We start from the raw sequence: 22200 nt of genomic DNA, 5'->3' as shown, positions 1-22200 counted from the left end.
CAGCAGCCGGGCATTGTGCCTTATCCGTACATCGAATGAAACGCTGTTTTTTACCTCAATGGTGCAAGTATAGTCAATCACTGTTTATTAAATGACCGACCAGCATCCATTCACCGAGCCATATGTTTATGTTTCTTTGACTACAGTTTCATTTCTGAGGTTCACTTTCCCCAGAAATTTCGTTGTTCTTCCACCATTTGTAAAAGTCGGTCGCAAGGAGCAAAACGCTCCCCGTACTGACTAGCCAGGCGTTGCAACTGCGCGACGACTTCACCCGCTCCCAGTGTATCCATATAACGGAACGGGCCACCGAGGAACGGTGGGAAACCAATACCAAATACGCCGCCGATGTCACCATCGCGAGCACTGCGAACCACGCCCTCATCGAGACAGCGAGCCGCCTCATTGAGCATCATCATCACGCAGCGTTGTGCGATCTCTTTTTCAGCCAGTGCGCCTTTTGGCGAAACGCCCAGCAGGGTATAAATTGCAGCATCAACCTGCTTTTTGCTTCTACTCCCTTTCCCTGGATAAAGATAGAAACCACGCCCATTTTTTCTACCTTTGCGATCGTCATTCAATATTGCTGTAATACTTTGTGGTGCGGCAAAACGATCGCCATAAGCATGCTGAAGTATAGGACTAATTTTAGTCCCTACATCGATTCCCACCTCATCCAAAAGTTGGATTGGGCCGACCGGAAAACCAAACGCCACCAGCGCATTATCAATTTTATCGACAGGCTCCCCTTCCACCAGGCAACGCATCGCTTCATTAACGTAAGGCGCCAAAATACGGTTGACGTAGAAGCCTGCGCTATCGCCCACCACAATCGGTGTTTTGCCCTGTTTTTTAGCCAATGCAACGGTTGTGGAAATGGTTTCCGCACTGGTTCCAGCGTGTGGGATAACTTCAACCAATGGCATTTTATCTACCGGACTAAAGTAATGCAGACCGATGACAAGTTCAGGGTGTGCGGCGTTTGCCGCAATATCGGCAATCGGCAGCGAGGAAGTATTAGAAGCAAAAATAGTATGCGGTGCGGAGTTTTGTTCGATTTCCGCAACCATCTTTTGCTTAAGCGCCAGATCTTCAAAAACGGCTTCCACAACGATGTCACGGTTATGGAAACCATGATAATCAGTACCGCCGGAGATCCGCGCCATTTCACGCTGGCGCTCCGCCGCTTTCAGATGGCGACGACGCACTTTTTTATCCAGCAAATCCCAACTGTATTTCAGCGCATGGTTAATGCCGCCGTTATTAATGTCTTTGATGCGCACCGGTAATTTGCCTTTGGTGGCAGTGACAAAGGCAATCCCGCCGCCCATCAAGCCACCGCCCAACACGCCAACCGCATTTATCGGCCGTGGAGATGCATCAGCACCGTGCTCTTTTTTAAGCTCTGTGCTGGCAAAAAACAACCCGCGTAATGCCGCTGATTGTGGCGTCATCGCCAGTTCGCCAAAGGCTTTCGCCTCCGACTCATAACCACTAAAACTGCCCTGCCCAAGCCCGACTTTTATCACTTCGATAATGCGCAACGTGGCAGGATAATTACCACGCGTTTTTTGCTCGGTTTTTTTCTCCACCATGCTAAACAACAGTGAACGGCCAAGCGGGCCTGCAAGAATACGTTCCCGAACCGGCAAAATGCGCGATGGCTGGCGGCCTTTTGCCACCAGTTCAACTGCCGCCTTCAGCAAAATCGACTGCGGCACCACTTCATCGACCAGCCCCAGTTTCAGCGCCTGACGCGGGCGCAATTGTTTCCCGGTCAGGATCATGTCCAGCGCATGGCTGACGCCAATCAAACGCGGCAAACGCTGTGTGCCACCAGAACCCGGCAACAGACCCAACTGCACTTCAGGTAAGCCGAGTTTAGTTTTTTCATCATCGGTGCAGATACGCGAATGACAGGCCAGCGCCAGTTCCAGCCCGCCGCCGAGACACGCGCCATGAATAGCCGCCACCACCGGAATCGGAAGCGCTGCAATTTCGGCCATGATTTGTTGCCCCTGATGCGCCAGCGTTTGGGCTTCAAGCGCAGTCTGGCAACTGGCAATCATGTTGATGTCAGCACCGGCAATAAAGTTATCAGGCTTTCCTGAGATAAATATCAAGCCTTGCAGGGCCGTGTTATCGCGAACCTGTTTAATAATGTTGTGCACGTCAGGCCCGAAAGAGGCTTTCAGGGTATTCATCTTTTCGCCCGGCACATCAATTGTCACAACGGCGATATTGTCGAGGCGGACATGTAAGTTGAAAGCGGAAGTCTGTTCCATTATTCGGCCTCCAGAACCATTGCAGCACCCAGGCCACCTGCCGCGCAGGCGGTAACCAAACCAAATCCACCGCCACGGCGCCGCAGTTCATGCAGCGTTTGCGTGATCATGCGCGCCCCCGTTGCAGCAAACGGGTGTCCGTAAGCAATCGAGCCGCCTAAAACGTTAAATTTAGAGTCGTCCACTTCGCCGGTCGCATGAGCGCGGCCTAATACATCGCGAGCAAAACGCTCGCTGGCGAGCATCTTCAGGTTAGCCAGCGTCTGTGCAGCAAAGGCTTCGTGCATATCGAATAAGGTCAGATCATTCAATGTGATGCCTGCTCTTTCAAGCGCCAGCGGTGTTGCCCATGCGGGGCCGAGCAGCATGTCCTGCCAGACATCAACCGCAGTGAAAGCGTAACTGCGCAAATAGCCCAGCGGCTTCAAACCCAATTCTTTGGCGCGTGATTCGGTCATCAGAATAACCGCTGCCGCCCCGTCGGTTAACGGAGTGCTGTTTGCCGCAGTCACCGTGCCATGTTTGCGGTCAAACGCCGGACGCAGTTTTGCATAATCGGCAATCGACGAATTTTGGCGAACGTTATTATCTTCGCTGAAAGGCTGGCGATAAGGCGGGATAAAGGCAGTCATGACCTCTTCGCTCAGTTTGCCTTCTTGCCATGCAATCGCTGCTTTGGTGTGGGAGCGATGCGCCAGCGCATCTTGTTGTTCACGAGTAATTCCGTGAGTTTTCGCCATTTGCTCGGCGGTGTCGCCCATCCGTAAACCGGTTGAGTATTCCGCAACGGCTGGTGGAACAGGTAATAAATCGCGCGGGCGCAAACGTGAAAACAGTTTCAGCTTCTGCCCCAGCGTGCGCGCTTTATTGGCATCCACCAGTACGCGCCCCAGTTTTTTACTCACGCCAATGGGCAAAACGGATGATGAATCAGCACCACCGGCAATCCCCGCGCGAATGGTGCCTGCCATCAGGCTTTCGGCGACGTTCGCCACTGCCTGGAAGCTAGTCGCACAAGCACGGCTGACGCTGTAGGCATCGGTATGCACGCTCATTCCTGTCCCCAGGACAATCTCACGGGCAATGTTTGGCGCTTCCGGCATCTGGACAACCTGGCCGAAAACCAATTGTTCAATGATTTCTGGGGGAATTTCGCTGCGGGCCAACAATTCGCTGACCACCATGTTGCCGAGATCGACGGCAGGTATACCGTGAAATGCCGTAGCCTGGCGAGCAAACGGTGTGCGTAACCCACTGACGATGGCAATGCGGTCGCCCTGACGGGTGACCAGCGGAAGTGCCTGACTCATAACGCTCCCCTGTTTTTCCCTTTGTCTATGAAACAACAGCCATATTGCTGTAACTACATATTTCCAGGAATAAAATTGTAAATGACCAATAGTGGTCTGACCTGATCACAGTTTTAACCAAAAAGTTACAATCAGCCAACCGGTGGACTAAAGAATTGGGAGGGGGGACACGCTTTAAAGAAGGATATTAAAGTGAAAGAAGGTGGATGACGCTTTCTGTATGACCGGTCACATAGGTTACAGATCAGACCGGCCACATAGGTAACACATTCTGCCTAATCTATCCGGATGATACTTTGCTTACGTCTGTCGTAGTAAGCAAGGTCCATCTGGTTAAATATTATCGCTTCAAGCCCGTCGCTACGCTCTTCCAGCATCACATATTCCCCTCTCAGCGCCTGATTCAGGAACACTCGTTTCCCGATGTGTATCACCCCTTTGGGACCCACTCGGTACACTCTTGCCCCTTCCGGATAGCTCACCTCCGGTATTTTCCCGTCCCATCGCCTCGGCGACGGTACCCAGATACCGCCCGGCGTCAGGCCGCCCAGCGCTTCGTGCGGCCGCTCCTGATTAAACTCCCGGCGATAACTGTCGAACCAGGCCTGTTGTGCTTCGAGCGAAGCCCTCCGGTTACCGAAGCTCAGGCTGTGTTTCAGGGAGCGGTGCATGCGCTCATGGCGACCGTTCTCTTCAGGATGACCCTTACGGATGCGTTCCGGCCGGATACCGAGCTTAATCAGCCAGACTGCGAGGCGACTCAGCCCGGCGATACCGGTGCCGGCAAAAGGCTGACCGTTATCGGTTTTCAGTACCTCCGGCAGGCCGTATTCAAGGAACGCCCGCTCCAGGCAGCCCCGGACAAAGGACTCGCTTTCCCGGAACGTTCCCTCGCAGGACAGCAGATACCGGCTGTGGTTATCGGTCAGGGTGAAGGGGTGACAGTACTGCTGGCTGAGCAGGCGGAACTTGCCCTTGAAGTCGGCACTCCAGACCTGATTGACCTCGCTGATGGTCGTCAGTGGCTGCCGGTTTCCGGGCGTACGGCGACGATGAGTGCGGGGGATGACAAGCCCCTCACGCTTCAGGATATCGCCGATAGTGCTGGCGGCTGGCACATCAAACGGCACCTGGTGATTAATCAGCCAGGCGCGGATTTTTTTAGGTCCCCAGTCGGGGTGTTTTACGCGAACATCGATAAGCTGCTGAACAATCCCGGGCGGCAGGCGTTCAGGATGTGTGAGCCGGGTACGGGGCTGGTCAAAAAGAGAGGCCGGGTCATCAGGGTTAAAGCGCTGCAGCCATTTATAGCCAGTTTTGCGGCTGATGCCGAAGCGGCGGCACAGAGTGGAGAAAGGCTCCGTGCCAGTCTGGCTGGCACGGATGAAATCAAGACGTTGCATGGGTCGGGTCTCAGTCCAGGGCATAGTGAGTCTCCTCTGCTATACCGTTTATAACTGTTACCCATGTGTCCGGTCTAAAGTGTTACCCATGTGCCCGGTTTGTACCCTTTCGCTTATCCACCCACGATTGGCACTTGTAGGTCGGATAAGCTTGCGCCATCCGACATTTTTACATTTAACGCAGGCCGAGCTGGAAGATCATAGTTTCAGCCTGGCAGCTGAAAGTGAAGTCGATATCCAGACGTACGCCGTCAGCTTCTTCGGTATAACGCGGAACAATCTGGCAAGGTTCAGATTCTGCGGCACGTGCTTTTTCGGTCAGCGCAGCCAGAGTTTCTTCAGCTTCAGCACGGGTTGCAAACACGCGGCTGTATGTTGCTGTGCAATCGGTGTTATCGATGATGGAACCAACATCAATACAGCAGCAAACCGGGGTTTCATCAGCAGTGTTCTTACTCATTTTATGATTTCCTCTGTATTTCGCATTGAATAGGATTAAACAATTCCTGCTTATTTTACGCTCCCTGTTGAAGCGACTCCAGTCGTTAATCTTGTCAAAATCCGCAAGTGACCCAAATCACACTTAAAAATGATCTAAAACAAGATTCACCTATTTTGCGTAGTGACGAAGAACCCGATTTTGCCAGGCAGATCTCGTTTCTACGATCAAATTTGAAAATTCTTAGATACAAACTTGCAACACTCCATCTGGTCAGACCTATACTCTCGCCACTGGTCTGATTTCTCTGTAACAGATCAGCCCCTACTATTCGCGCTCCTGTTACGGTATGTAACATTGTTTGTATAAAAATAAATCTACGATGAGGTTTTGGTCATGAGCCAGAAAAACCTGTTTACAAAGTCAGCCCTCGCGGTTGCAGTGGCAATAGTCTCTTCGCAGGCGTACTCGGCCGGCTTTCAATTAAACGAGTTCTCTTCCTCTGGCCTGGGCCGAGCTTATTCGGGGGAAGGTGCAGTTGCAGATAATGCGGGCTCTGCCAGCCGTAACCCTGCAACAATTATGATGTTTGACCGCCCTTCTTTCTCTGGCGGTGCCGTCTTCATCGATCCCGACGTCAATATTTCCGGAACCTCACCAACAGGCCGCAGCACCGATGCGAATAACATCGCACCGACCGCCTGGGTGCCAAACATCCACTTCGTTGCACCGATTAACGAACAGTTTGGTTGGGGTGCTTCTGTTACCTCTAACTACGGTTTGGCGACAGAATTTGCCGACGATTACACCGCAGGTTCGATGGGTGGTAAGACCGATCTGACCACGATGAACCTGAATCTGAGCGGCGCATACCGCCTGAACAGCAACTGGAGCTTCGGTCTTGGCTTTGATGCGGTTTACGCTAAAGCTAAAATCGAGCGCTACGCAGGTGATTTAGGCCAAATCGTTGCCGGTTCTGGCGCATTGCCTCCGTCACTGGCAGGCCCGGTTTCCCGTATTCCTGGCGATACTCAAATCGCGCACCTGAAAGGTGACGAGTGGGGTTATGGCTGGAACGCCGGTATTCTTTATGAAATCGATAAGAACAACCGTTACGGCTTAACGTATCGCTCAGAAATCAAAATCGATTTCGACGGCGACTATAAGAGCAACCTGCCTTCTGCGTATAACCCACTGCTGTCCAGATTTGGCTTGCCTGCTGGTACCAACGGGCAAACCGTTCCAGGTTCTCTGACGCTGAACCTGCCAGAAATGTGGGAACTGTCCGGTTATAACAAAGTTGATCCACAGTGGGCGATTCACTACAGCATCGCTTACACCAGCTGGAGCCAGTTCCAGGAGCTGAAAGCCACTGGCACCAACGGCCAGACTCTGTTCTATAAAGATGAAAGCTTTAAAGATGCGTACCGTATTGCTTTAGGTACCACCTACTTTATGGATAAGAACTGGACCTTCCGTACCGGTATTGCATTTGACGATAGCCCAGTTCCGGCAGACCATCGTTCAATCTCTATCCCGGATCAGGACCGCTTCTGGATCAGTGCGGGTACCACCTACGCATTTAACGAAGATGCGTCTGTCGATGTCGGTGTTTCCTACATGCATGGCCAGAACGTTGAGATCAAAGAAGGTCCATACACCTTCCAGTCTGCAGGTAAAGCCTGGTTGTACGGCATGAACTTTAACTACGCATTCTAATAGTTAACGGTGAAAAAAAAGGCGAAACCTCAGTTTCGCCTTTTTTATGTCTCTCATTCCAGAAGGTTACTGAGAGTCGATATCTTTTAGATCATCCTGAATAGCTGATGCGTTCGGATTCTCTTGTGGCGTGAGCTTCCCGCCGTTGGCCTGGAAATCATGGCGCTGGAAGTAGGCTTCACGCACCAAAATATAGGGGTCTGAAGATTGCTTCAGCAAGCCTTCGGAATCCAACAATTGCGCACGAGTTTCGATACCTTCAAGCGTCCATTTACCCAGTGACATCCACCAGGTCAGCCAGGACAGTGGCGCATACAAATCATCGACCAACTCACCGCCATCTTCACGGAGCGTGAAGCTACCGTATGCCGGTAAATGCACATATGGGCCATAACCCACGCCATAATGCCCAAGCGTAGTACCGAAACGGTTCGGCTCAAGACGCTGTAACTTCGGATTCGCCATCCCCGCAACATCGATTAACCCACCCATCCCCAACAAGCTGTTCAGGAAGAAACGAGTGAAATGCACCATCCCCTGATACGGGTCGCCCTGGATAAAGTTGTTCACCATAGAGGCAGGTTCTTCGAGGTTACTGGTGAAGTTACTTATCCCATTACGTGCCGGTTGCGGCATATAATCACGCCATACCACAGCCACCGGGCGCACCACATACGGGTCCAACACATTGAAGTTGAAGTCGTACATCGTGCGGTTGAACCCTTCTAGCGGGTCCGAACGCCCTTGCGGTTGTGTATCGCCCGAGCTGGCACAGCCGACCAAAACAGTCACAGCCAATGCCAGCCCAGTGAGGCGGAAATTCATAATTCTCTCCCTGTTATTGCTGTTCTACGCTCTCAGGTTTGGTGCCGCCCCCGCCAGCAAGCGCTGCGGTCGCCTGCTCAATACTTCTTTGCACCACAGCGCGACGCGAGTCATTTGCTGGCAGAACTCGCAACATGATTTGCCATGCACCTATTGCCTCAGAGTAATGTTGCTGCTCAAAAGCGTTAAACGCCAACAAGCTTAGAACGCGAACATTTGTATGATCCGATTTGAGCAACTCTCGCAACAGATCACCACCCAGTTGGTTATCCTGCGGGTCGCCGCTACGGGTCAATACTTCAGCATAGCCCAGCTTTACATTATCGTTAGTGGGCGACAGTTTATACGCATGAGCAAAGGCTTGTGTAGCGGTTGATGCATTATTAAGAACCATACCAATACGTCCGAGCATCATCCAGCCCTCAATATTGTTAGGTTCATGCTGTAATTGCGTGCGTAATCCAAGACCGAGATTGGCCATTTCCGGCATATTCAGCGGCCTGGCTTGCGGGTCTAAAGCACGTTGCAATAGTTGAGGTGTCTGATTTGAGACTTTTTGCCAGGCTCGAACCTGCTTTATATCCGACGTTTTCAGATAAACGCCCGAACTCACGACCAGCAAAATCACCGCTCCCGGTGCAAAAAACCAAAAATGGGCTTTTTTACTGACGGTAGGCAGCGCTGCTTTTTCAGGCTCGTCACTAAAATGCACCCGCCGCTTGCGGCTGCGCCTCACAATCACACCCGCACCGCCCAGCACAAACAGCACCGGAAGTACCCATAAAATCAGCGTTGCGGGCGTCATTGGCGGTTCGTAAGTCACGAAATTACCGTAACGTTCCACCATATAATCGATGATTTGCTGCTTGGTTTTCCCCTGCTGTTGCAGTTCATAAACTTTCAAACGCATGTCCGAAGCGATCATGGCGTTAGAATCGGCAATGCTATTGTTCTGGCATTTCGGGCAGCGCAGTTGCTCTGTGAGCTGGCGGAACTGCTGTTCTTGCGCTTCGTCTTTAAACTGGAAAGTATCGATCGCCGCCAGAACATTAAAGGAGAACAGGAATGCGATGAGAATTAGCCAACCGCGTTTCATGCGCCTGCCTCCTTATTGTATTTTTCCCACAGCGGTTTCAGCTCCTGTTGCCAGACGCGATCGTTAAGATCACCGGCATGGCGATAACGGATGATCCCTTTGCCGTCGATCAGGAAGGTTTCCGGTGCGCCATAAACGCCCAGATCTAACCCCAGCATCCCGTTGCCATCAAACAGGCTCAGCGCGTAAGGATTACCTAATTCATTCAGCCAGGTAATGGCTTTGCGGCGATCGTCTTTATAGTTCATGCCGACCACCCGCACGCCCTGCGCTTTCAGGCCGTTAAGGTATTGATGTTCGGCGCGGCAAGTTGGGCACCAGGTCGCCCAGACGTTAAGCAACAACGGTTTGCCATCAGTCAGCACAGACTGGTCGTAAATCTTGCCAGGATTTTCAAGCGATTCGAGACGAAACACCGGCACTGGCTTGCCAATCAACGCCGATTCCAGATTGGTTGGGTCATCGCCCTGCGCATTACGCGCTAGTTGCCACAGCAGCATCGCAGCCAGCAGTAAAAACAGTACCAGCGGGATAAATAAGACTTTGCGATTCATGCGGCCTCCGGCATGTTTTTGCGTTGGCGATAACGCGGGTCGAATAAGCAGAACAGCCCGCCGAGCGTCATCAAAATTCCGCCCATCCAAATCCAGCGCACGAAAGGTTTGTAATAGAGGCGAACCGCCCAACTGCCGTCATCCAGCTCTTCACCGAGCGCGGCGTACAGGTCACGCGTCACGCCGCCATCAATCGCCGCTTCGGTCATCATGGCGCGGTTGCTGTTGTAGAAACGCTTTTCAGCGTGCAGCGTGGCTTCAGGTTTGCCATTGCGTGTGACGTCGATAATCCCCACGCCGCCACGGTAATTTGGGCCGTTCAGTTCGTGAACATCGCGGAACACAAAGTGATACTGGTGGATGTCGATGCTGTCGCCGACTTTCATGCGCACATCGCGCTCGATGCTGTAATTCTGGCTAAACGCGATACCCACCACCGTCACCGCCAGCCCCAGATGGCCAAACACCATGCCCCAGTGGCTGCGTGGCAATTTCCATAAGCCTTTCAGCAAACCATGGCGATACGTAGCACGCTCGTAGACTTCGGTTAACGCCAGCACAAACACCCATACCGCCATCAGCAAACCGACCACCGTCATCGCTTCGATGCGGTCTTGCATTAGCCACGGCAAAGTTAACGCCAGCGCCACGGTCACCACCACGGCAACCACCAACCTGCGCACCAGCTTTTGTGGTTCATCACGACGCCAGCGCACTAGTGGGCCAATGCCGAGCAACAATGCAAACGGCGCCATCAGCGCGGTAAACATGGTGTTGAAGAACGGTTCACCGATAGAAATACTGCCCAGCCCCAGTTGCTTGTGCACCAAAGGCAGCAACGTGCCCAGCAACACCACCAGCATGGCGGCGATCAACAGCACGTTATTGCCGAGTAAAAAGGATTCCCGCGACCACAGACTATTTCCGACGCGTGAACGGACTTTGCTGCCTTTCACCGCATACAGCAGCAGCGAGCCGCCAATCACAATCACCAGGAAAGCGAGAATAAACATGCCGCGGGCCGGATCGGATGCAAACGAATGTACCGAAACCAGCACGCCCGAACGCACCAGGAAAGTGCCGAGTAAACACAGAGAGAACGCGGTAATCGCCAACAACACCGTCCAGGCTTTGAAACTGCCACGTTTTTCCGTCACCGATAGCGAGTGAATTAACGCAGTACCCGCCAGCCACGGCATAAACGAGGCGTTCTCAACCGGGTCCCAGAACCACCAGCCGCCCCAGCCCAGCTCGTAATAAGCCCAGGCCGAACCCAACACAATGCCGATGGTTAAAAATGACCACGCCGCTAAAGTCCACGGGCGTGTCCAGCGCGCCCAGGCCGAATCCAGTTTTCCCGCCATCAGTGCGGCAATCGAAAATGCAAACGCCACAGAGAAACCGACATACCCCATGTACAACAACGGCGGGTGGAAAATCAGCCCGATGTCTTGCAGCAGAGGATTCAGGTCGCGCCCTTCGATAGGGAAATCCGGTAGCGTGCGGGTAAATGGGTTAGAAGTGAAAATGATAAACAGCAGGAAGCCGAAATTAATCATCCCCATCACTGCCAACACGCGTGCGACAGCATCTTGCGGCATGCTGCGGCTAAACAACGCCACCGCAAACGTCCATCCGCTCAGCAGCAACACCCACAGCAGCAGCGAACCTTCGTGTGCGCCCCAGGTGGCGGCAACGCGATACCATACCGGCAACTCGCTGTTGGAGTTATTCGCCACATACAGCACGGTAAAATCGTTCACCACAAAGGCGTTTACCAGCACCAGGAAACTGGCGCACAGCGTGATAAACAGCGCCCAGGCCAACGGACGCGAAGAGGCCATCAGGCGCGAGTCATTACGCTTTACGCCCCACAACGGATAAACACTGAGTAACAATGACCAGCCAAGCGCCAGACAAAGCAAAAAACTGCCAATTTCTGGCATCATGAGGCGTTATCCTTATAGGCCTGCGGGGCGCGTTGGTGGTTCTTATCCATCGCTTCTTTCACTTCCGGCGGGGTGTAATTTTCGTCATGCTTTGCCAGCACTTCTTTGGCGGCAATCTTATTACCAGCCTCAAACTCGCCTTGTGCGACCACACCCTGCCCCTCGCGGAACAAGTCTGGCAAAATGCCATCGAAACTGACGTCGACTACGCCGCTGGCATCGTAAAGTTTGAAGGTGACTTTCAGCGTATCTTTATCACGCTTCACACTGCCCGGTTGCACCATGCCGCCAACGCGCAAACGCTGCCCCACTTCAGGCAACTGATGGCTTTCACCTTTGCCATACAGGATTTCGCTCGGCGTATAAAACAGGTCGATATTGCTGCGCAGCGCATACAACACCAGCGTGATAGTGAGCCCTAACCCCACCAGCACAGACAGCGCCAGATAGAGTCGATTTTTGCGACGAGTATTCATTCAGTTCCCTCTGCATGTTGTGCCGCCTGAATACGCTTTTCCCGTGCATGTTGGCGTCTGACCGCATTTAAAATGGCACGACGCTGCACACGGGTGTGTGCCAGCAAAAGCAGCAACGGGATAAAGGTCAGCGCGACAGCCAGCCAGACGTAAAACGCGTAGCCGCCCATGGCAAAAAAATCACCCCAACTCAAAAATGCCCCGGTCATGAGTTTCTCCCTTTATTCGCCAGTTCCATCACCCACGGGCGGCGCTGCTCCTGAAGTAAAATAAGGTTACGCAAACGCATCAGCGTCAGCGTGGCAAACAGCACCAGAAAACCGAAAATGGTCAGGCGCAACGGAGTGCGCATTGAAGGGTCGATACTTTGCTGCATGTTAGTTGAACCTTGATGCAACGTGTTCCACCACTCCACCGAGTAGTGAATAATCGGCAAGTTCACCACGCCGACCAGTACCAGAATCCCTGCCGCGCGCCCGGCCAGACGGCGGTCGTCAAAGGCGTTATACAGCGCAATCACGCCAATATAGAGAAACAGCAACACCAGCTCGGATGTCAGCCGCGCGTCCCATACCCACCAGGTTCCCCACATCGGTTTACCCCATGCAGAACCAGTCACCAGCGCGATAAAGGTAAACACCGCGCCCACTGGCGCCATCGCCGCCACGGCAAGGTCAGACATTTTCATCTGCCAGACAAGGCCAATAAACGCCGCCATCGCCATCGAGCCATAAATGCCCATTGACCAGATCGCCGCAGGTACGTGAAGATACATAATGCGATAGCTCTGGCCTTGTTGATAATCCGCAGGCGCAAATCCAAAACCCCAGACACAACCTGCCACTAACAGCACCGCGCTGAACATCGCAAACCACGGCACAAACAGCCCGCAAAGCTGGTAAAGGCGCTCGGGTTTAGCGAGCTGATGTAACCATTTCCACATAATTATTTGCTCACGAAATCAAAACAATGGTGGATGATGCTGCGCTTATCCACCCTACAAAATATTGATATGTTATGTTTCACGTAGGTCGGATAAGCGCAGCGTCATCCGACAAATCTATTGCACACTCACACGCAGCGCCGCCGCCGTAGCAAACGGGCTTAATGTCGCGCTGGCCGCTAAAAATGCACCAAGAATAGCCATATAACCGTCAACCGGCAGATGCATAGAGGCTGCGTCCATAGCGGCGGTCGCAAAAATTAACAGCGGGATAGTCAGCGGCAGCACCAGCAAACTCAGCAGCACACCGCTACGCCGCAACCCCACCGTCAACCCCACGCCTGGGGCGCCCAAAAAACTCAACGTTGGCGTCCCCAACAACAGCGTCAACGCCATCACTTTCCAGGCGTAAAAATCCAGCCCGAGCAACAAAGCGGCAAGCGGCGAGAGGATCAGCAATGGCAAACCGGTCACCACCCAGTGAGCGGTCACTTTCGCTAACACCACCATTGGCAAAGGGATGGGTAGCAACATCAGTTGCTCAAGCGAACCGTCCTGAAAATCATCACGAAACAGCCTGTCCATCGCCAGCAACGACGCCAACAGCGCCGCAACCCAAATCACACCCGGCGCAATGCGCGCCAGTAATTGCGGCTCAGGACCTATCCCCAGTGGAAACAGCGTGATAACGATCAGAAAGAACCACAACGGGTTGGCGATTTCCGCCCCTTTGCGGAACACCACTCGCAGTTCATGCAGAAAAATCCGGCGCATCATGCCCGTTTCTCCTGCAAATGAATCTGGCGCAGATTGTCGACCGCCAGCGGCTGATGCGTAGTAAGAATGACCATGCCGCCATTTTCGGTATGGCGCTGGAGCTGATGCGTGAGTTTTTCTACACCCGCGGCATCAATGGCGGTGAAAGGCTCATCCAGAATCCACAGTTTGTGTGCGCTTAACCACAAACGGGCCAACGCCACTCGCCGTTGTTGCCCGGCCGAAAGCTGGTGAACCGGGACATCTTCAAACCCCAGTAAACCCACTTCAGTAAGTGCTTGCCAACGTAGTGATTCCGCACCTTGCGTGTGATAAAAGCTGAGATTTTCAAAGGCGGTGAGAACCGTTTTGATACCGGGCTGATGCCCGAGCCACAGCAAATCCTGATGATAGTGTTCGCGCGCGCGGGATAACGTTTCCCCTTGCCACTTCACTTCGCCATCCTCAGCTTGTGCCAGCCCCGCCAAAATCCGCAACAGCGACGTTTTCCCGGCACCATTTTTCCCGGCGATTTGCACCATTTCACCTGGGCGTACGCTAAACGACAACTCGCTAAATAACACGCGGTCATCACGTACGCAGGTCAGGTTAATCGCATCAAGCATTTGAGGAGTCACTCCTTGTCTCGGGATGCAAAATCATAACACATCATAGGCTTTGCTCCAGATTGGCTCGCGCCGTTGCGGTACTCCAAAAGAGGTAATCCTTACCCCCTGGATCAAAATTAAGTCGAATTAGCTGACGCCAGGAGGCACAGAGCTAAAAACCGCTACGCTTAAAGAAACAAACACCCCGCGAGTGCCCCGAAATATGGATGAATTAAAAGAAGACAAAATCGATAAATCCACCGATGCCATCGAGGTCGAAAGTGATGAGAAAGATCACGGCGAAAAGATAGAAGTCGATGAGGAACGCCTACCCTCGCGGGCGATGGCCATCCACGAACATATCCGTCAGGACGGTGAAAAAGAGTTAGAACGGGACGCGATGGCATTGCTGTGGTCGGCGATTGCGGCGGGTTTATCGATGGGCGCATCGCTGCTGGCGAAAGGGGTATTTCACGTCAATCTCGAAGGTGTACCCGGCAGCTTTTTACTGGAAAACCTCGGCTACACCTTTGGGTTTATTATCGTCATCATGGCGCGCCAACAGTTGTTCACCGAAAACACCGTCACCGCCGTACTGCCTGTCATGCACAAACCCAACGGGGCAAACCTCCTGCTGTTGCTGCGCTTATGGGGCGTGGTGCTACTGGGTAATATTATCGGCACCGGGCTTGCCGCGTTTGCGTTTGAATATATGCCAATATTCGACGAAGAAACGCGGGATGCTTTCGTCACCATCGGCATGGAAGTCATGCACAACACCGCAGGTGAAATGTTTGCCAACGCCATTATTTCCGGCTGGATTATCGCCACCATGGTGTGGATGTTCCCGGCGGCGGGTGCGGCAAAAATAGTGGTGATCATCATCATGACCTGGCTCGTCGCACTGGGTGATTTAACCCACATCGTGGTCGGCTCTGTAGAAATTCTCTACCTGGTCTTTAACGGCACCATCCACTGGAGCGATTTCTTCTGGCCATTCGCATTACCCACGCTTGCAGGCAACATTTGCGGCGGAACATTTATCTTCGCGCTGATCAGCCACGCACAAATCCGTAACGATATGAGCAATAAGAAAAAAGCCGAGGCGAAAGCTGAAGCAAAACGCAAACAGGAAGTGGAAGACGGCAAAAGCGGAAAACAGGCGCAACGCAGATAAAACTGGTTACGTTTCAGGCAATCAGCCTGTTTGCCCCTTAACTCCGCTCTAAAAGCGGGTATACTACTGCCCGCAATACCCAAAATAATTTGAATTGTGGGTAGGCGGCAAGAGAACAAAGTCCCAGGAGCTTACTTGAGTAAGTGACTGGGATTTGTGAATGCAGCCAACACCTCCACAATTTAAAGTATGAAGGGTATGAGTCCTCTTAGTTAAATGGATATAACGAGCCCCTCCTAAGGGCTAGTTGCAGGTTCGATTCCTGCAGGGGACACCATTTACATATATCCCATCGTCTACCCAAGACTACAAAAACCCAATAAATCAGCCTACATAACCATATTTCCGTATCTCAACGTCTTCTCACATCCGCTTTTTGTAGGTCGGAAAAGCGAAGCGTCTTCCGACAATATGCAGCAAATGGTGGATGACGCTGCCGCTTATCCACCCTACTAATCCAGTCTTAATTTGTTGTTTGCGAGCCCCTTCGCACATCAAAAATGCAACGCTGTAACTCCCATTATTCTACTTGTCACCTGAAAACCAGCGAGCGTAAGATAAGCTAATTAAACACGTCATTCACCTCTGAGTTAGCTGTGGTATTGGCGTCTCCAGAACACATTCGCGGGATCCGGAACTCATAATTTAAAAATGACGAGTTGAATGATTTGTCGACGATCTCTATAGCTGACGTACGGAACTAAGCCGTACAATTCAGATGAGTTTAAATCTCTTTGAATAACTGAAGCGAAGAGAATGACTGCCGCATAGCGTGAACAGGCAAGGAGCACGTAATGTCAGCATTGAAGAAACAGCGCATCGATCTCAGATTAACCGATGACGACAAGAGCATGATCGAAGAAGCGGCAGCCATGTCCAACCAGACGATTACCCAGTTTATGGTTGCCAGTGCCTCAGAACGAGCAGCGGAAATTATTGAGCAGCATCGTCGTCTGCTCCTCAACGAAGAATCATGGAACCTTGTGATGGATGCCATCAGCAATCCGCCTGCTCCGAATGAGAGGCTGAATCGAGCTGTTAAGCGTCTACAAAACATGGAGTAGGACGTGGCTAATTTGACCATTGAGATTTTTTCAGAAGATATCGAATATGATTTTTCGGGCTTCGATTGTGGTGAGGAGTCGCTAAATAATTTTCTTACTGCACATCTTGCACGCCAGCATAGTGGTCGAATTTTGCGGGGTTATTTGCTTCTGACTAAAGAGCCGAATCCGAAGGTCGTCGGTTATTACACTCTTACTGGTAGCTTTTTTTAAAAGGAAACGCTTCCATCGAATTCACTGAAGCGGAAAGTGCCTTATGCCAATGTTCCAGGTGTCACATTGGGTCGTCTGGCCGTTCACAAATCCCTTCAGGGACAAGAATGGGGAAGCACACTCGTCACGCATGCGATGAACGTCGTTTATCTGGCTTCCCTGGCGGTTGGTGTACATGGAATGTTTGTTGAAGCTATAAATGCGCGGGCAAAACAATTCTACTTAAAACTAGGTTTCATTACCCTTACAGGAAGTAACGAAAATTCGCTTTTCTATCCAACGAAGTCCATCGAAAAGCTGTTTGAAGACCAATAACGAGAAGTCCCAATACATCCCGTCTCCTCCAGACTCTATTCCCCAATCGCTGACGTTTTGCTTCCTAAGCTTGCAACTGAAAACATGAAAAGGCGGCCCCGGCACTTATCTGCCTCTGGACCGCCCTGCATGCATCCGTCGAAAAAGGATCAGTTGTTAACCACCTGCCTGCGCAGCAAATCATCTATGGCGCGGATCGCCAAAGGATAACCGTCGGCCCCCATGCCACAAATCACGGCATTGACCACGCCCGACATAATTGAGTATCGATGCAGTTCATCACGGGCATGGATGTTCGACAGATGCAGTTCAATCAGCGGTGTGTCGAGCATCTTCAGGGCATCGAGCACCGGAATCGAATGAAACGAAAAGCCGGCCGGGTTGATGATTACCGCAGCGCCCTGCTCGAAGGCTTCCTGAATCCAGTCGACCATCACGCCCTCGTGGTTGGTCTGGCGAAAATCGCATACCAGGTCAAGTTCTCCGGCGAGCCGTTCGCTGCGTTGGCGTATCTGCTCGAGCGTAGTGTGTCCGTAAATGTGCGGCTCACGACGACCCAACAGGTTCAGGTTTGGGCCGTTAAGGATGAAGACGGTGCGGTTCATGGTCGTCCTATTGTGTTATTTGAAAAGAGAGCTGAAGCAGCATTTGCTTCCGTGTCAGGTGCTGCGACGGTATTCAGGTCGATGCCGCGGGTTTCTGGGCCAATGAGGATCATGGCAAGCGAGATCAGGTTGATAGCAGCGCACAGCGTCACCAGAGGCCATGGCGAGTTGTTCGACTGGCTCATCAACCACACGGCGATCATCGGCATCGGGCCACCGATCACCAGGTTTGCGCCGGTGTAGGCCAGTGCGGAACCCGAATAACGCACCTGGGTTGGAAACGCTTCGGCGAAGGCCACGGGCTGGATGCCGCTCTGAAACTGGGTGAAGCCAAGGAACAACCCCATAACAGCCATGATCGCCCCGACGTTTAATGTATTGAGGATCGGGAAGTAGACGAACAGGATCAGCAGGGTCATGCACGAACCAAAGGCCAGTGCTTTTTTGCGCCCCCAACGATCGGACAAATACCCTCCCGCCAGCGCACCAAAAATCGCGCACATGTTTGCCACCATCAGTGACATAAAGCCTGTCGACTGGCTAAAGCCGAGGTGCTTGGTCAGGTAGCTGAGGGAGAAAATCACAATCAGATAGAACAGCGCCGCTGGCGAGCAGAAGAAGAACATCAGGCGCAGGATGGTTTTGTAGTGGCTGCCTACCGCGGTCTTGAGCGGGCTTTTTTCCTGCTTGACCGGCGTCTTTTTCAGGGCGACAAACGCAGGGGTTTCGTCGACTTTCAGCCGGATAAAGATGGCGACCACCACCAGCACGAAACTCATGACGAAGGGAATGCGCCAGCCGAAGCTTTCGAATTGCGCGGTTGATAGTGTCGCGGCAAGCCCCATCAACACGCCGTTGGCCAGTATCTGACTGAGTGGTGAACACAGGCCGAGTAAGCCGGAATAACGCCCGCGTCGGTCTGGAGAAGCGTGCTCCAGCGCCATCAGTTGTGCCCCAGTGGACTCACCGCCCAGCGCGAAACCTTGAATAATTCGCAGGATAACCAGCAATATGGGTGCCCAAATACCGACCTGGGCATAGGTCGGCAACAGGCCCATCAGTACTGATGCCAGACCCATCAGTGTCACGGTTGCCAACATCAGGTTGCGACGACCCAATTTGTCACCGAGATAACCGCAGGTGATCGCGCCCACAGGGCGAGCGGCCAGACCCACACCGAAGGTTGCAAGCGAGGCGAGCAAACCGGCGGTCGGCTCCATCGCCGGGAAAAACAATTTAGGCAGAATGGTTGCTGACACCGCGCCATACAGCGTGAAATCAAACCATTCCAGGGCAGTACCTATGGTCGCGGCGGTGACCGCTTTGCGGGGCATGCGTAGGTCATGACTCGCGTGAGTTGTTGTATTCATTGAGGTAGTGGTCCTTTAATTATTATGGTTGCAGGATATCCATACCACTCCGCTCCGGCACAGGTGCACGCAGGAAACGTCGAAGTCAGTAGACATTAGCGCATCCCCTCTGCAGAATAATTATCAAAATTACGATAAATAGATAAGCTCAACTTATCACTGAGGATTATGGAACTACGTCATTTGAAAGCCTTCGTTGTCGCCGCAGATTTGCAGCATTTCAGCCGGGCGGCCGAACAACTGGGCATTGCGCAACCCGCACTGAGCCAGTTAATGCGTACTCTTGAGTCTGAGCTGGGGCTGGCGCTGTTTCGGCGGGAAAACCGTGGCGTGGTGTTGACCGCGGCGGGCGAGGCATTTTTACCCCATGCGCGGCAATCCATCGAGTCCGGTAAGCTGGCGATTGCCGCAGCACGGCGTGCCCGGCGTGGCGAGGTGGGTGAGATAAACATCGGCTATCACTCGGCGTTATTCGAGGCCAACCTGCCGCAATTACTGCGGCACTACTTCAGCACCTTCCCCGACGTCAAAGTCTCGCTGGTGGATGCGGGAATTAGCGCGCAGTTCGAAATGTTGCTCGACCATAAACTGGATCTGGCCTTTGCCAGGGTGTTTAAAGATCACCTGCCGGACCGTCTGCGCATTCATCAATTCAGCAAGTCGAGACTGGTGTTGCTGATCCCGGATAACCACGAGCTGGCAGATAGTTTTACCAGTGATCTGTCGACGCTGCGCCACGAGAAATTCGTGTTTTTGCAAGACGCTGCCGGTATCGGCTTGACCTCACATACTCTTCAGGCGTGCCGACAAAACCATTTGCACCCTGAGAACATTATGTATGTCCCGTCGCTGATGAGTATTCCCGGCCTGGTCGCAGCAGGCATTGGGCTGAGCATCGTGCCAGAAACCATCACCCACTTAACCATGCCTGGGATAAGGATTGTGCCGCTGGATCAACCGGAAATGGTGAGTGAGTTGTTGTTGATTTCAAGGATTGATGAGCGTTCAAGCGCAGTACTGCACTTTATCAATGAAGCCCACGGTTGGGATGAGGCAGCTGAGATGAAAAAGACAGGAACTAAACCCCAGCCATGAGATGACTGGGGGAAGACCGAGTTTTAATAATCAGGGACACAATTTACACCGGGCTGATGCTCCGGCTTCGGTAAGCTGTAACACTCCGTATCAAGCTCCAATACTCCCGGTCCGAAAGACTGGGCGTGTTGGAGCTGATACTCGCTGGTGCTGGTCCTTTTAGGGACAGGTTGATTACTCTCGGTCTCCACAGTTTGCGAATAACAAGGTGCGGCAATGGCAGATAACAACAAAGCAGCAAAATAATATTTCATTTCTGACCACCTTATCTGGTTGTGTCACGATGTGTTCACAAGGAACACCTCACCATGAACGTGATCTGCATCACATAAAATCATGCATTCGGGTGATTTTTACTCGTGCAACACATCAGGTACCGCCAAACCACAGCCTTACAAGGCGTTAAACCAAACTGATGCACTCTGGCTCCTACAACCTCGCACAGCCTCGAAAATTAAAGGTATAATCCCCTCAACATTTTTTATTGGTTTTAGACACGAACATGACAAAACTCACATTACAAGAACAGATGCTTAAAGCTGGCTTAGTCAGCAGTAAAAAAGTAGCGAAAGTACAAAGAACGGCTAAAAAATCGCGGGTTCAGGCTCGTGAGGCAAGAGAGGCTGTGGAAGAAAATAAAAAGGCACAGATCGAACGTGATAAACAGTTAAGCGAGCAACAAAAGCAAGCTACGTTATCTAAAGAATTAAAAGCGCAGATAAAACAACTCATTGAAATGAACAGAATTGTTATTCCAAAAGGTGATATTGGTTACAACTTCACAGATAATAATTTAATTAAAAAAGTCTATGTGGATAAGGTAACGCAAACTCAATTAACTAATGGCCGCCTCGCCATCGCTCGTCTGGTTACAGACAGTAACCCTGACGGTGAATACGCGATTATCCCCGCGAGTGTCGCCGATAAAATTGCCCAGCGTGATGCGAGCTATATTGTATTGAATAGCGCGCTCAGCCAGGAAGCGCAGGACGAAGAAGATCCATACGCAGATTTCATCGTTCCTGATGATTTGATGTGGTAATCAAGATTTCCAGGTGTTTAGCTGGTCAGAATCTCATAGGGCAACGGGCTGACTCCGTTGCCCTCATCTCAATAAGTCGTATCTCCTAAATTTAAGCGTATACAGAAAAAGCTATCCCCTCTTACTATGAAATTCTGAAACCCAGTTTCAGACTCTGAATTATTCCGTCATAAAGCAGGTATAATAACCGATTAAAATATCAATTCAGGTACTAAACCTGAATTGTGCATGACATAAACCAGATAATAGTTATTGCCGTCTAAATACTTACAACAACGCCTGGTGATTAATTCGACTTTTCTATTGATAAAAGAACAAAATCTTTTGGATGTGCCTGTTTTTCTCTTGGGTCTGGATCTAACGTACCCATTTGCATATAGTAAATTTTATATTTTTTCCCAGAAACATCAACAGATTGTGGTGCGTCTGGCTCTAATATTAGGGGGCGTGAATTCGAGAAGCTTTGTTGGTTGGATATTTGAACCTCTGCCTTTCTCCTTGCTCTGCTTACATCCGGAGATCGTATAAATAGCATTTTATTCTCATCCTTAGCAGCTATTACCTCGTCTTGCTCTTTTAACATGACATTTGAAAGAGGTATTGTGAGCAGATCTTTAGGGTGTGACTGGGCCTGTATGTAATAGCTGAAAGAAGATACTGATACAATTACTATTTCCACAATGAGTATCTTGAATAGATACTTACCATGATCAGGATTAACACTAGGCAAAAAACCAGAAAGATATAACAATGCTATTAATGATGTCATTGCAAAAACAACTACAGCAATCCACACAATAACTAGAATTGGTTCCATTTTTCGTACTCATCATAAGGATTTTCATTTAAGCATTAACAGGGGGGGAAGTAATAGATCCTGTTTTTTTTCTCGTCAAAATCATGTATCAATACCATTATCACAACAAACTAATTCGCGCAGCAGAACTGCACGATAA

General features: G+C 51.5%; 22 protein-coding genes, 1 tRNA gene and 1 pseudogene. 7 read left to right on the top strand and 17 right to left on the bottom strand.

Translation table 11 applies throughout. The features are described 5' to 3' along the window. Positions 1 to 161: 161 nt before the first annotated feature. From fadJ to D8682_RS22315, 4 genes are all read right to left on the bottom strand, one after another. Positions 162 to 2285, bottom strand: coding sequence for a fatty acid oxidation complex subunit alpha FadJ (gene fadJ / locus D8682_RS22330; RefSeq protein ID WP_121815164.1), 2124 nt, complete (start codon positions 2283 to 2285; stop codon positions 162 to 164). Then, positions 2285 to 3595: an acetyl-CoA C-acyltransferase FadI gene (gene fadI, locus D8682_RS22325; RefSeq protein WP_064544711.1), complete on the bottom strand. Its 1311-nt coding sequence runs from the start codon at positions 3593 to 3595 to the stop codon at positions 2285 to 2287. Before fadI ends, fadJ begins: the two co-directional genes overlap by 1 nt. A 275-nt stretch (positions 3596 to 3870) precedes the next feature. Beyond that, a complete protein-coding gene (locus D8682_RS22320) occupies positions 3871 to 5022 on the bottom strand; it encodes an integrase core domain-containing protein (RefSeq protein WP_121813461.1) in 1152 nt (383 codons plus the stop codon). A 151-nt stretch (positions 5023 to 5173) separates the two neighbouring features. Next, positions 5174 to 5458: a YfcZ/YiiS family protein gene (locus tag D8682_RS22315; protein ID WP_064544709.1), complete on the bottom strand. Its 285-nt coding sequence runs from the start codon at positions 5456 to 5458 to the stop codon at positions 5174 to 5176. Between the two features lie 375 nt (positions 5459 to 5833). On the opposite strand from D8682_RS22315, the gene fadL reads away from it, so the two are divergent. After that, on the top strand, positions 5834 to 7156 hold the full coding sequence (gene fadL, locus D8682_RS22310) for a long-chain fatty acid transporter FadL (RefSeq protein ID WP_064544706.1): 1323 nt from the start codon (positions 5834 to 5836) through the stop codon (positions 7154 to 7156). Between the two features lie 66 nt (positions 7157 to 7222). Here the strand turns inward: fadL and mlaA are convergent, their stop codons facing one another. The 9 genes from mlaA to ccmA all read right to left on the bottom strand — a co-directional run bounded on the left by mlaA (position 7223) and on the right by ccmA (position 14381). Then, on the bottom strand, positions 7223 to 7981 hold the full coding sequence (gene mlaA / locus D8682_RS22305) for a phospholipid-binding lipoprotein MlaA (RefSeq protein ID WP_064544704.1): 759 nt from the start codon (positions 7979 to 7981) through the stop codon (positions 7223 to 7225). Positions 7982 to 7994: 13 nt separating this feature from the next. Further along, on the bottom strand, positions 7995 to 9077 hold the full coding sequence (locus D8682_RS22300; RefSeq protein ID WP_064544703.1) for a cytochrome c-type biogenesis protein CcmH: 1083 nt from the start codon (positions 9075 to 9077) through the stop codon (positions 7995 to 7997). Then, complete coding sequence (gene dsbE / locus D8682_RS22295; protein WP_064544701.1) at positions 9074 to 9631, bottom strand: thiol:disulfide interchange protein DsbE; 558 nt, start codon at positions 9629 to 9631, stop codon at positions 9074 to 9076. The genes D8682_RS22300 and dsbE overlap by 4 nt, the downstream gene beginning before the upstream one ends. After that, entirely contained in the window at positions 9628 to 11580 is a 1953-nt protein-coding gene (locus tag D8682_RS22290) for a heme lyase CcmF/NrfE family subunit (RefSeq protein ID WP_064544699.1), read from the bottom strand. The genes dsbE and D8682_RS22290 overlap by 4 nt, the downstream gene beginning before the upstream one ends. Further along, a complete protein-coding gene (gene ccmE / locus D8682_RS22285) occupies positions 11577 to 12056 on the bottom strand; it encodes a cytochrome c maturation protein CcmE (protein ID WP_064544697.1) in 480 nt (159 codons plus the stop codon). Before ccmE ends, D8682_RS22290 begins: the two co-directional genes overlap by 4 nt. Further along, positions 12053 to 12265 carry a heme exporter protein CcmD gene (gene ccmD / locus D8682_RS22280; RefSeq protein ID WP_121815162.1) on the bottom strand — a complete coding sequence of 71 codons (213 nt, stop codon included), beginning with the start codon at positions 12263 to 12265 and terminating at the stop codon, positions 12053 to 12055. The genes ccmE and ccmD overlap by 4 nt, the downstream gene beginning before the upstream one ends. Then, positions 12262 to 12999: a heme ABC transporter permease gene (locus D8682_RS22275; RefSeq protein WP_121815161.1), complete on the bottom strand. Its 738-nt coding sequence runs from the start codon at positions 12997 to 12999 to the stop codon at positions 12262 to 12264. Before D8682_RS22275 ends, ccmD begins: the two co-directional genes overlap by 4 nt. A gap of 117 nt (positions 13000 to 13116) precedes the next feature. Continuing rightward, entirely contained in the window at positions 13117 to 13776 is a 660-nt protein-coding gene (gene ccmB / locus D8682_RS22270) for a heme exporter protein CcmB (protein ID WP_064544691.1), read from the bottom strand. Next, a complete protein-coding gene (ccmA, locus tag D8682_RS22265) occupies positions 13773 to 14381 on the bottom strand; it encodes a cytochrome c biogenesis heme-transporting ATPase CcmA (RefSeq protein ID WP_121815160.1) in 609 nt (202 codons plus the stop codon). Before ccmA ends, ccmB begins: the two co-directional genes overlap by 4 nt. A gap of 205 nt (positions 14382 to 14586) precedes the next feature. Between ccmA and D8682_RS22260 the strand changes: the two genes are divergently transcribed. From D8682_RS22260 to D8682_RS22245, 4 genes and pseudogenes are all read left to right on the top strand, one after another. After that, positions 14587 to 15540 (top strand): formate/nitrite transporter family protein, encoded by a 954-nt coding sequence (locus D8682_RS22260; protein ID WP_121815159.1) that lies wholly within the window; start codon positions 14587 to 14589, stop codon positions 15538 to 15540. Positions 15541 to 15742: 202 nt separating this feature from the next. Further along, a tRNA-Arg gene (locus tag D8682_RS22255) sits at positions 15743 to 15817 on the top strand. A 517-nt stretch (positions 15818 to 16334) separates the two neighbouring features. Continuing rightward, on the top strand, positions 16335 to 16604 hold the full coding sequence (locus tag D8682_RS22250) for a DUF1778 domain-containing protein (RefSeq protein ID WP_121815158.1): 270 nt from the start codon (positions 16335 to 16337) through the stop codon (positions 16602 to 16604). Between the two features lie 3 nt (positions 16605 to 16607). Further along, positions 16608 to 17132, top strand: a pseudogene (locus D8682_RS22245) (GNAT family N-acetyltransferase). Between the two features lie 149 nt (positions 17133 to 17281). Here D8682_RS22245 and D8682_RS22240 read toward each other — a convergent pair. Further along, positions 17282 to 17737 (bottom strand): type II 3-dehydroquinate dehydratase, encoded by a 456-nt coding sequence (locus D8682_RS22240; RefSeq protein ID WP_121815157.1) that lies wholly within the window; start codon positions 17735 to 17737, stop codon positions 17282 to 17284. Beyond that, the gene (locus D8682_RS22235; RefSeq protein ID WP_202914353.1) at positions 17734 to 19107 is read right to left on the bottom strand and encodes an MFS transporter; all 1374 of its coding nucleotides are present in this window, start codon (positions 19105 to 19107) and stop codon (positions 17734 to 17736) included. The genes D8682_RS22240 and D8682_RS22235 overlap by 4 nt, the downstream gene beginning before the upstream one ends. Before the next feature lie 168 nt (positions 19108 to 19275). On the opposite strand from D8682_RS22235, the gene D8682_RS22230 reads away from it, so the two are divergent. Continuing rightward, entirely contained in the window at positions 19276 to 20202 is a 927-nt protein-coding gene (locus tag D8682_RS22230) for a LysR family transcriptional regulator (RefSeq protein ID WP_121815155.1), read from the top strand. Between the two features lie 23 nt (positions 20203 to 20225). On the opposite strand, the gene D8682_RS27505 is transcribed toward D8682_RS22230, so the two are convergent. Next, the gene (locus tag D8682_RS27505; RefSeq protein ID WP_370090883.1) at positions 20226 to 20471 is read right to left on the bottom strand and encodes a hypothetical protein; all 246 of its coding nucleotides are present in this window, start codon (positions 20469 to 20471) and stop codon (positions 20226 to 20228) included. Positions 20472 to 20704: 233 nt separating this feature from the next. Here D8682_RS27505 and D8682_RS22220 point away from each other — a divergent pair, with 233 nt between their 5' ends. Next, positions 20705 to 21244: a DUF2058 domain-containing protein gene (locus tag D8682_RS22220; RefSeq protein ID WP_121815154.1), complete on the top strand. Its 540-nt coding sequence runs from the start codon at positions 20705 to 20707 to the stop codon at positions 21242 to 21244. A 286-nt stretch (positions 21245 to 21530) separates the two neighbouring features. Here D8682_RS22220 and D8682_RS22215 read toward each other — a convergent pair whose 3' ends face one another. After that, positions 21531 to 22061 carry a hypothetical protein gene (locus D8682_RS22215; protein WP_121815153.1) on the bottom strand — a complete coding sequence of 177 codons (531 nt, stop codon included), beginning with the start codon at positions 22059 to 22061 and terminating at the stop codon, positions 21531 to 21533. Between the last annotated feature and the right edge of the window lie 139 nt (positions 22062 to 22200).

It is taken from the genome of Buttiauxella sp. 3AFRM03, from assembly GCF_003675305.1.
Lineage (GTDB): Bacteria > Pseudomonadota > Gammaproteobacteria > Enterobacterales > Enterobacteriaceae > Buttiauxella > Buttiauxella ferragutiae.
Note: the sequence above shows the minus strand (reverse complement) of the source record. Positions and strands in the feature narration are given on the sequence as shown.

What these genes read in the sequence shown, in the direction of transcription:
- fadJ (WP_121815164.1), bottom strand. Translation starts at nt 2,285, where the DNA reads ATGGAACAGACTTCCGCTTTCAACTTACATGTCCGCCTCGACAATATC.
- fadI (WP_064544711.1), bottom strand. Translation starts at nt 3,595, where the DNA reads ATGAGTCAGGCACTTCCGCTGGTCACCCGTCAGGGCGACCGCATTGCC.
- D8682_RS22320 (WP_121813461.1), bottom strand. Translation starts at nt 5,022, where the DNA reads ATGCCCTGGACTGAGACCCGACCCATGCAACGTCTTGATTTCATCCGT.
- D8682_RS22315 (WP_064544709.1), bottom strand. Translation starts at nt 5,458, where the DNA reads ATGAGTAAGAACACTGCTGATGAAACCCCGGTTTGCTGCTGTATTGAT.
- fadL (WP_064544706.1), top strand. Translation starts at nt 5,834, where the DNA reads ATGAGCCAGAAAAACCTGTTTACAAAGTCAGCCCTCGCGGTTGCAGTG.
- mlaA (WP_064544704.1), bottom strand. Translation starts at nt 7,981, where the DNA reads ATGAATTTCCGCCTCACTGGGCTGGCATTGGCTGTGACTGTTTTGGTC.
- D8682_RS22300 (WP_064544703.1), bottom strand. Translation starts at nt 9,077, where the DNA reads ATGAAACGCGGTTGGCTAATTCTCATCGCATTCCTGTTCTCCTTTAAT.
- dsbE (WP_064544701.1), bottom strand. Translation starts at nt 9,631, where the DNA reads ATGAATCGCAAAGTCTTATTTATCCCGCTGGTACTGTTTTTACTGCTG.
- D8682_RS22290 (WP_064544699.1), bottom strand. Translation starts at nt 11,580, where the DNA reads ATGATGCCAGAAATTGGCAGTTTTTTGCTTTGTCTGGCGCTTGGCTGG.
- ccmE (WP_064544697.1), bottom strand. Translation starts at nt 12,056, where the DNA reads ATGAATACTCGTCGCAAAAATCGACTCTATCTGGCGCTGTCTGTGCTG.
- ccmD (WP_121815162.1), bottom strand. Translation starts at nt 12,265, where the DNA reads ATGACCGGGGCATTTTTGAGTTGGGGTGATTTTTTTGCCATGGGCGGC.
- D8682_RS22275 (WP_121815161.1), bottom strand. Translation starts at nt 12,999, where the DNA reads ATGTGGAAATGGTTACATCAGCTCGCTAAACCCGAGCGCCTTTACCAG.
- ccmB (WP_064544691.1), bottom strand. Translation starts at nt 13,776, where the DNA reads ATGATGCGCCGGATTTTTCTGCATGAACTGCGAGTGGTGTTCCGCAAA.
- ccmA (WP_121815160.1), bottom strand. Translation starts at nt 14,381, where the DNA reads ATGCTTGATGCGATTAACCTGACCTGCGTACGTGATGACCGCGTGTTA.
- D8682_RS22260 (WP_121815159.1), top strand. Translation starts at nt 14,587, where the DNA reads ATGGATGAATTAAAAGAAGACAAAATCGATAAATCCACCGATGCCATC.
- D8682_RS22250 (WP_121815158.1), top strand. Translation starts at nt 16,335, where the DNA reads ATGTCAGCATTGAAGAAACAGCGCATCGATCTCAGATTAACCGATGAC.
- D8682_RS22240 (WP_121815157.1), bottom strand. Translation starts at nt 17,737, where the DNA reads ATGAACCGCACCGTCTTCATCCTTAACGGCCCAAACCTGAACCTGTTG.
- D8682_RS22235 (WP_202914353.1), bottom strand. Translation starts at nt 19,107, where the DNA reads ATGAATACAACAACTCACGCGAGTCATGACCTACGCATGCCCCGCAAA.
- D8682_RS22230 (WP_121815155.1), top strand. Translation starts at nt 19,276, where the DNA reads ATGGAACTACGTCATTTGAAAGCCTTCGTTGTCGCCGCAGATTTGCAG.
- D8682_RS22220 (WP_121815154.1), top strand. Translation starts at nt 20,705, where the DNA reads ATGACAAAACTCACATTACAAGAACAGATGCTTAAAGCTGGCTTAGTC.
- D8682_RS22215 (WP_121815153.1), bottom strand. Translation starts at nt 22,061, where the DNA reads ATGGAACCAATTCTAGTTATTGTGTGGATTGCTGTAGTTGTTTTTGCA.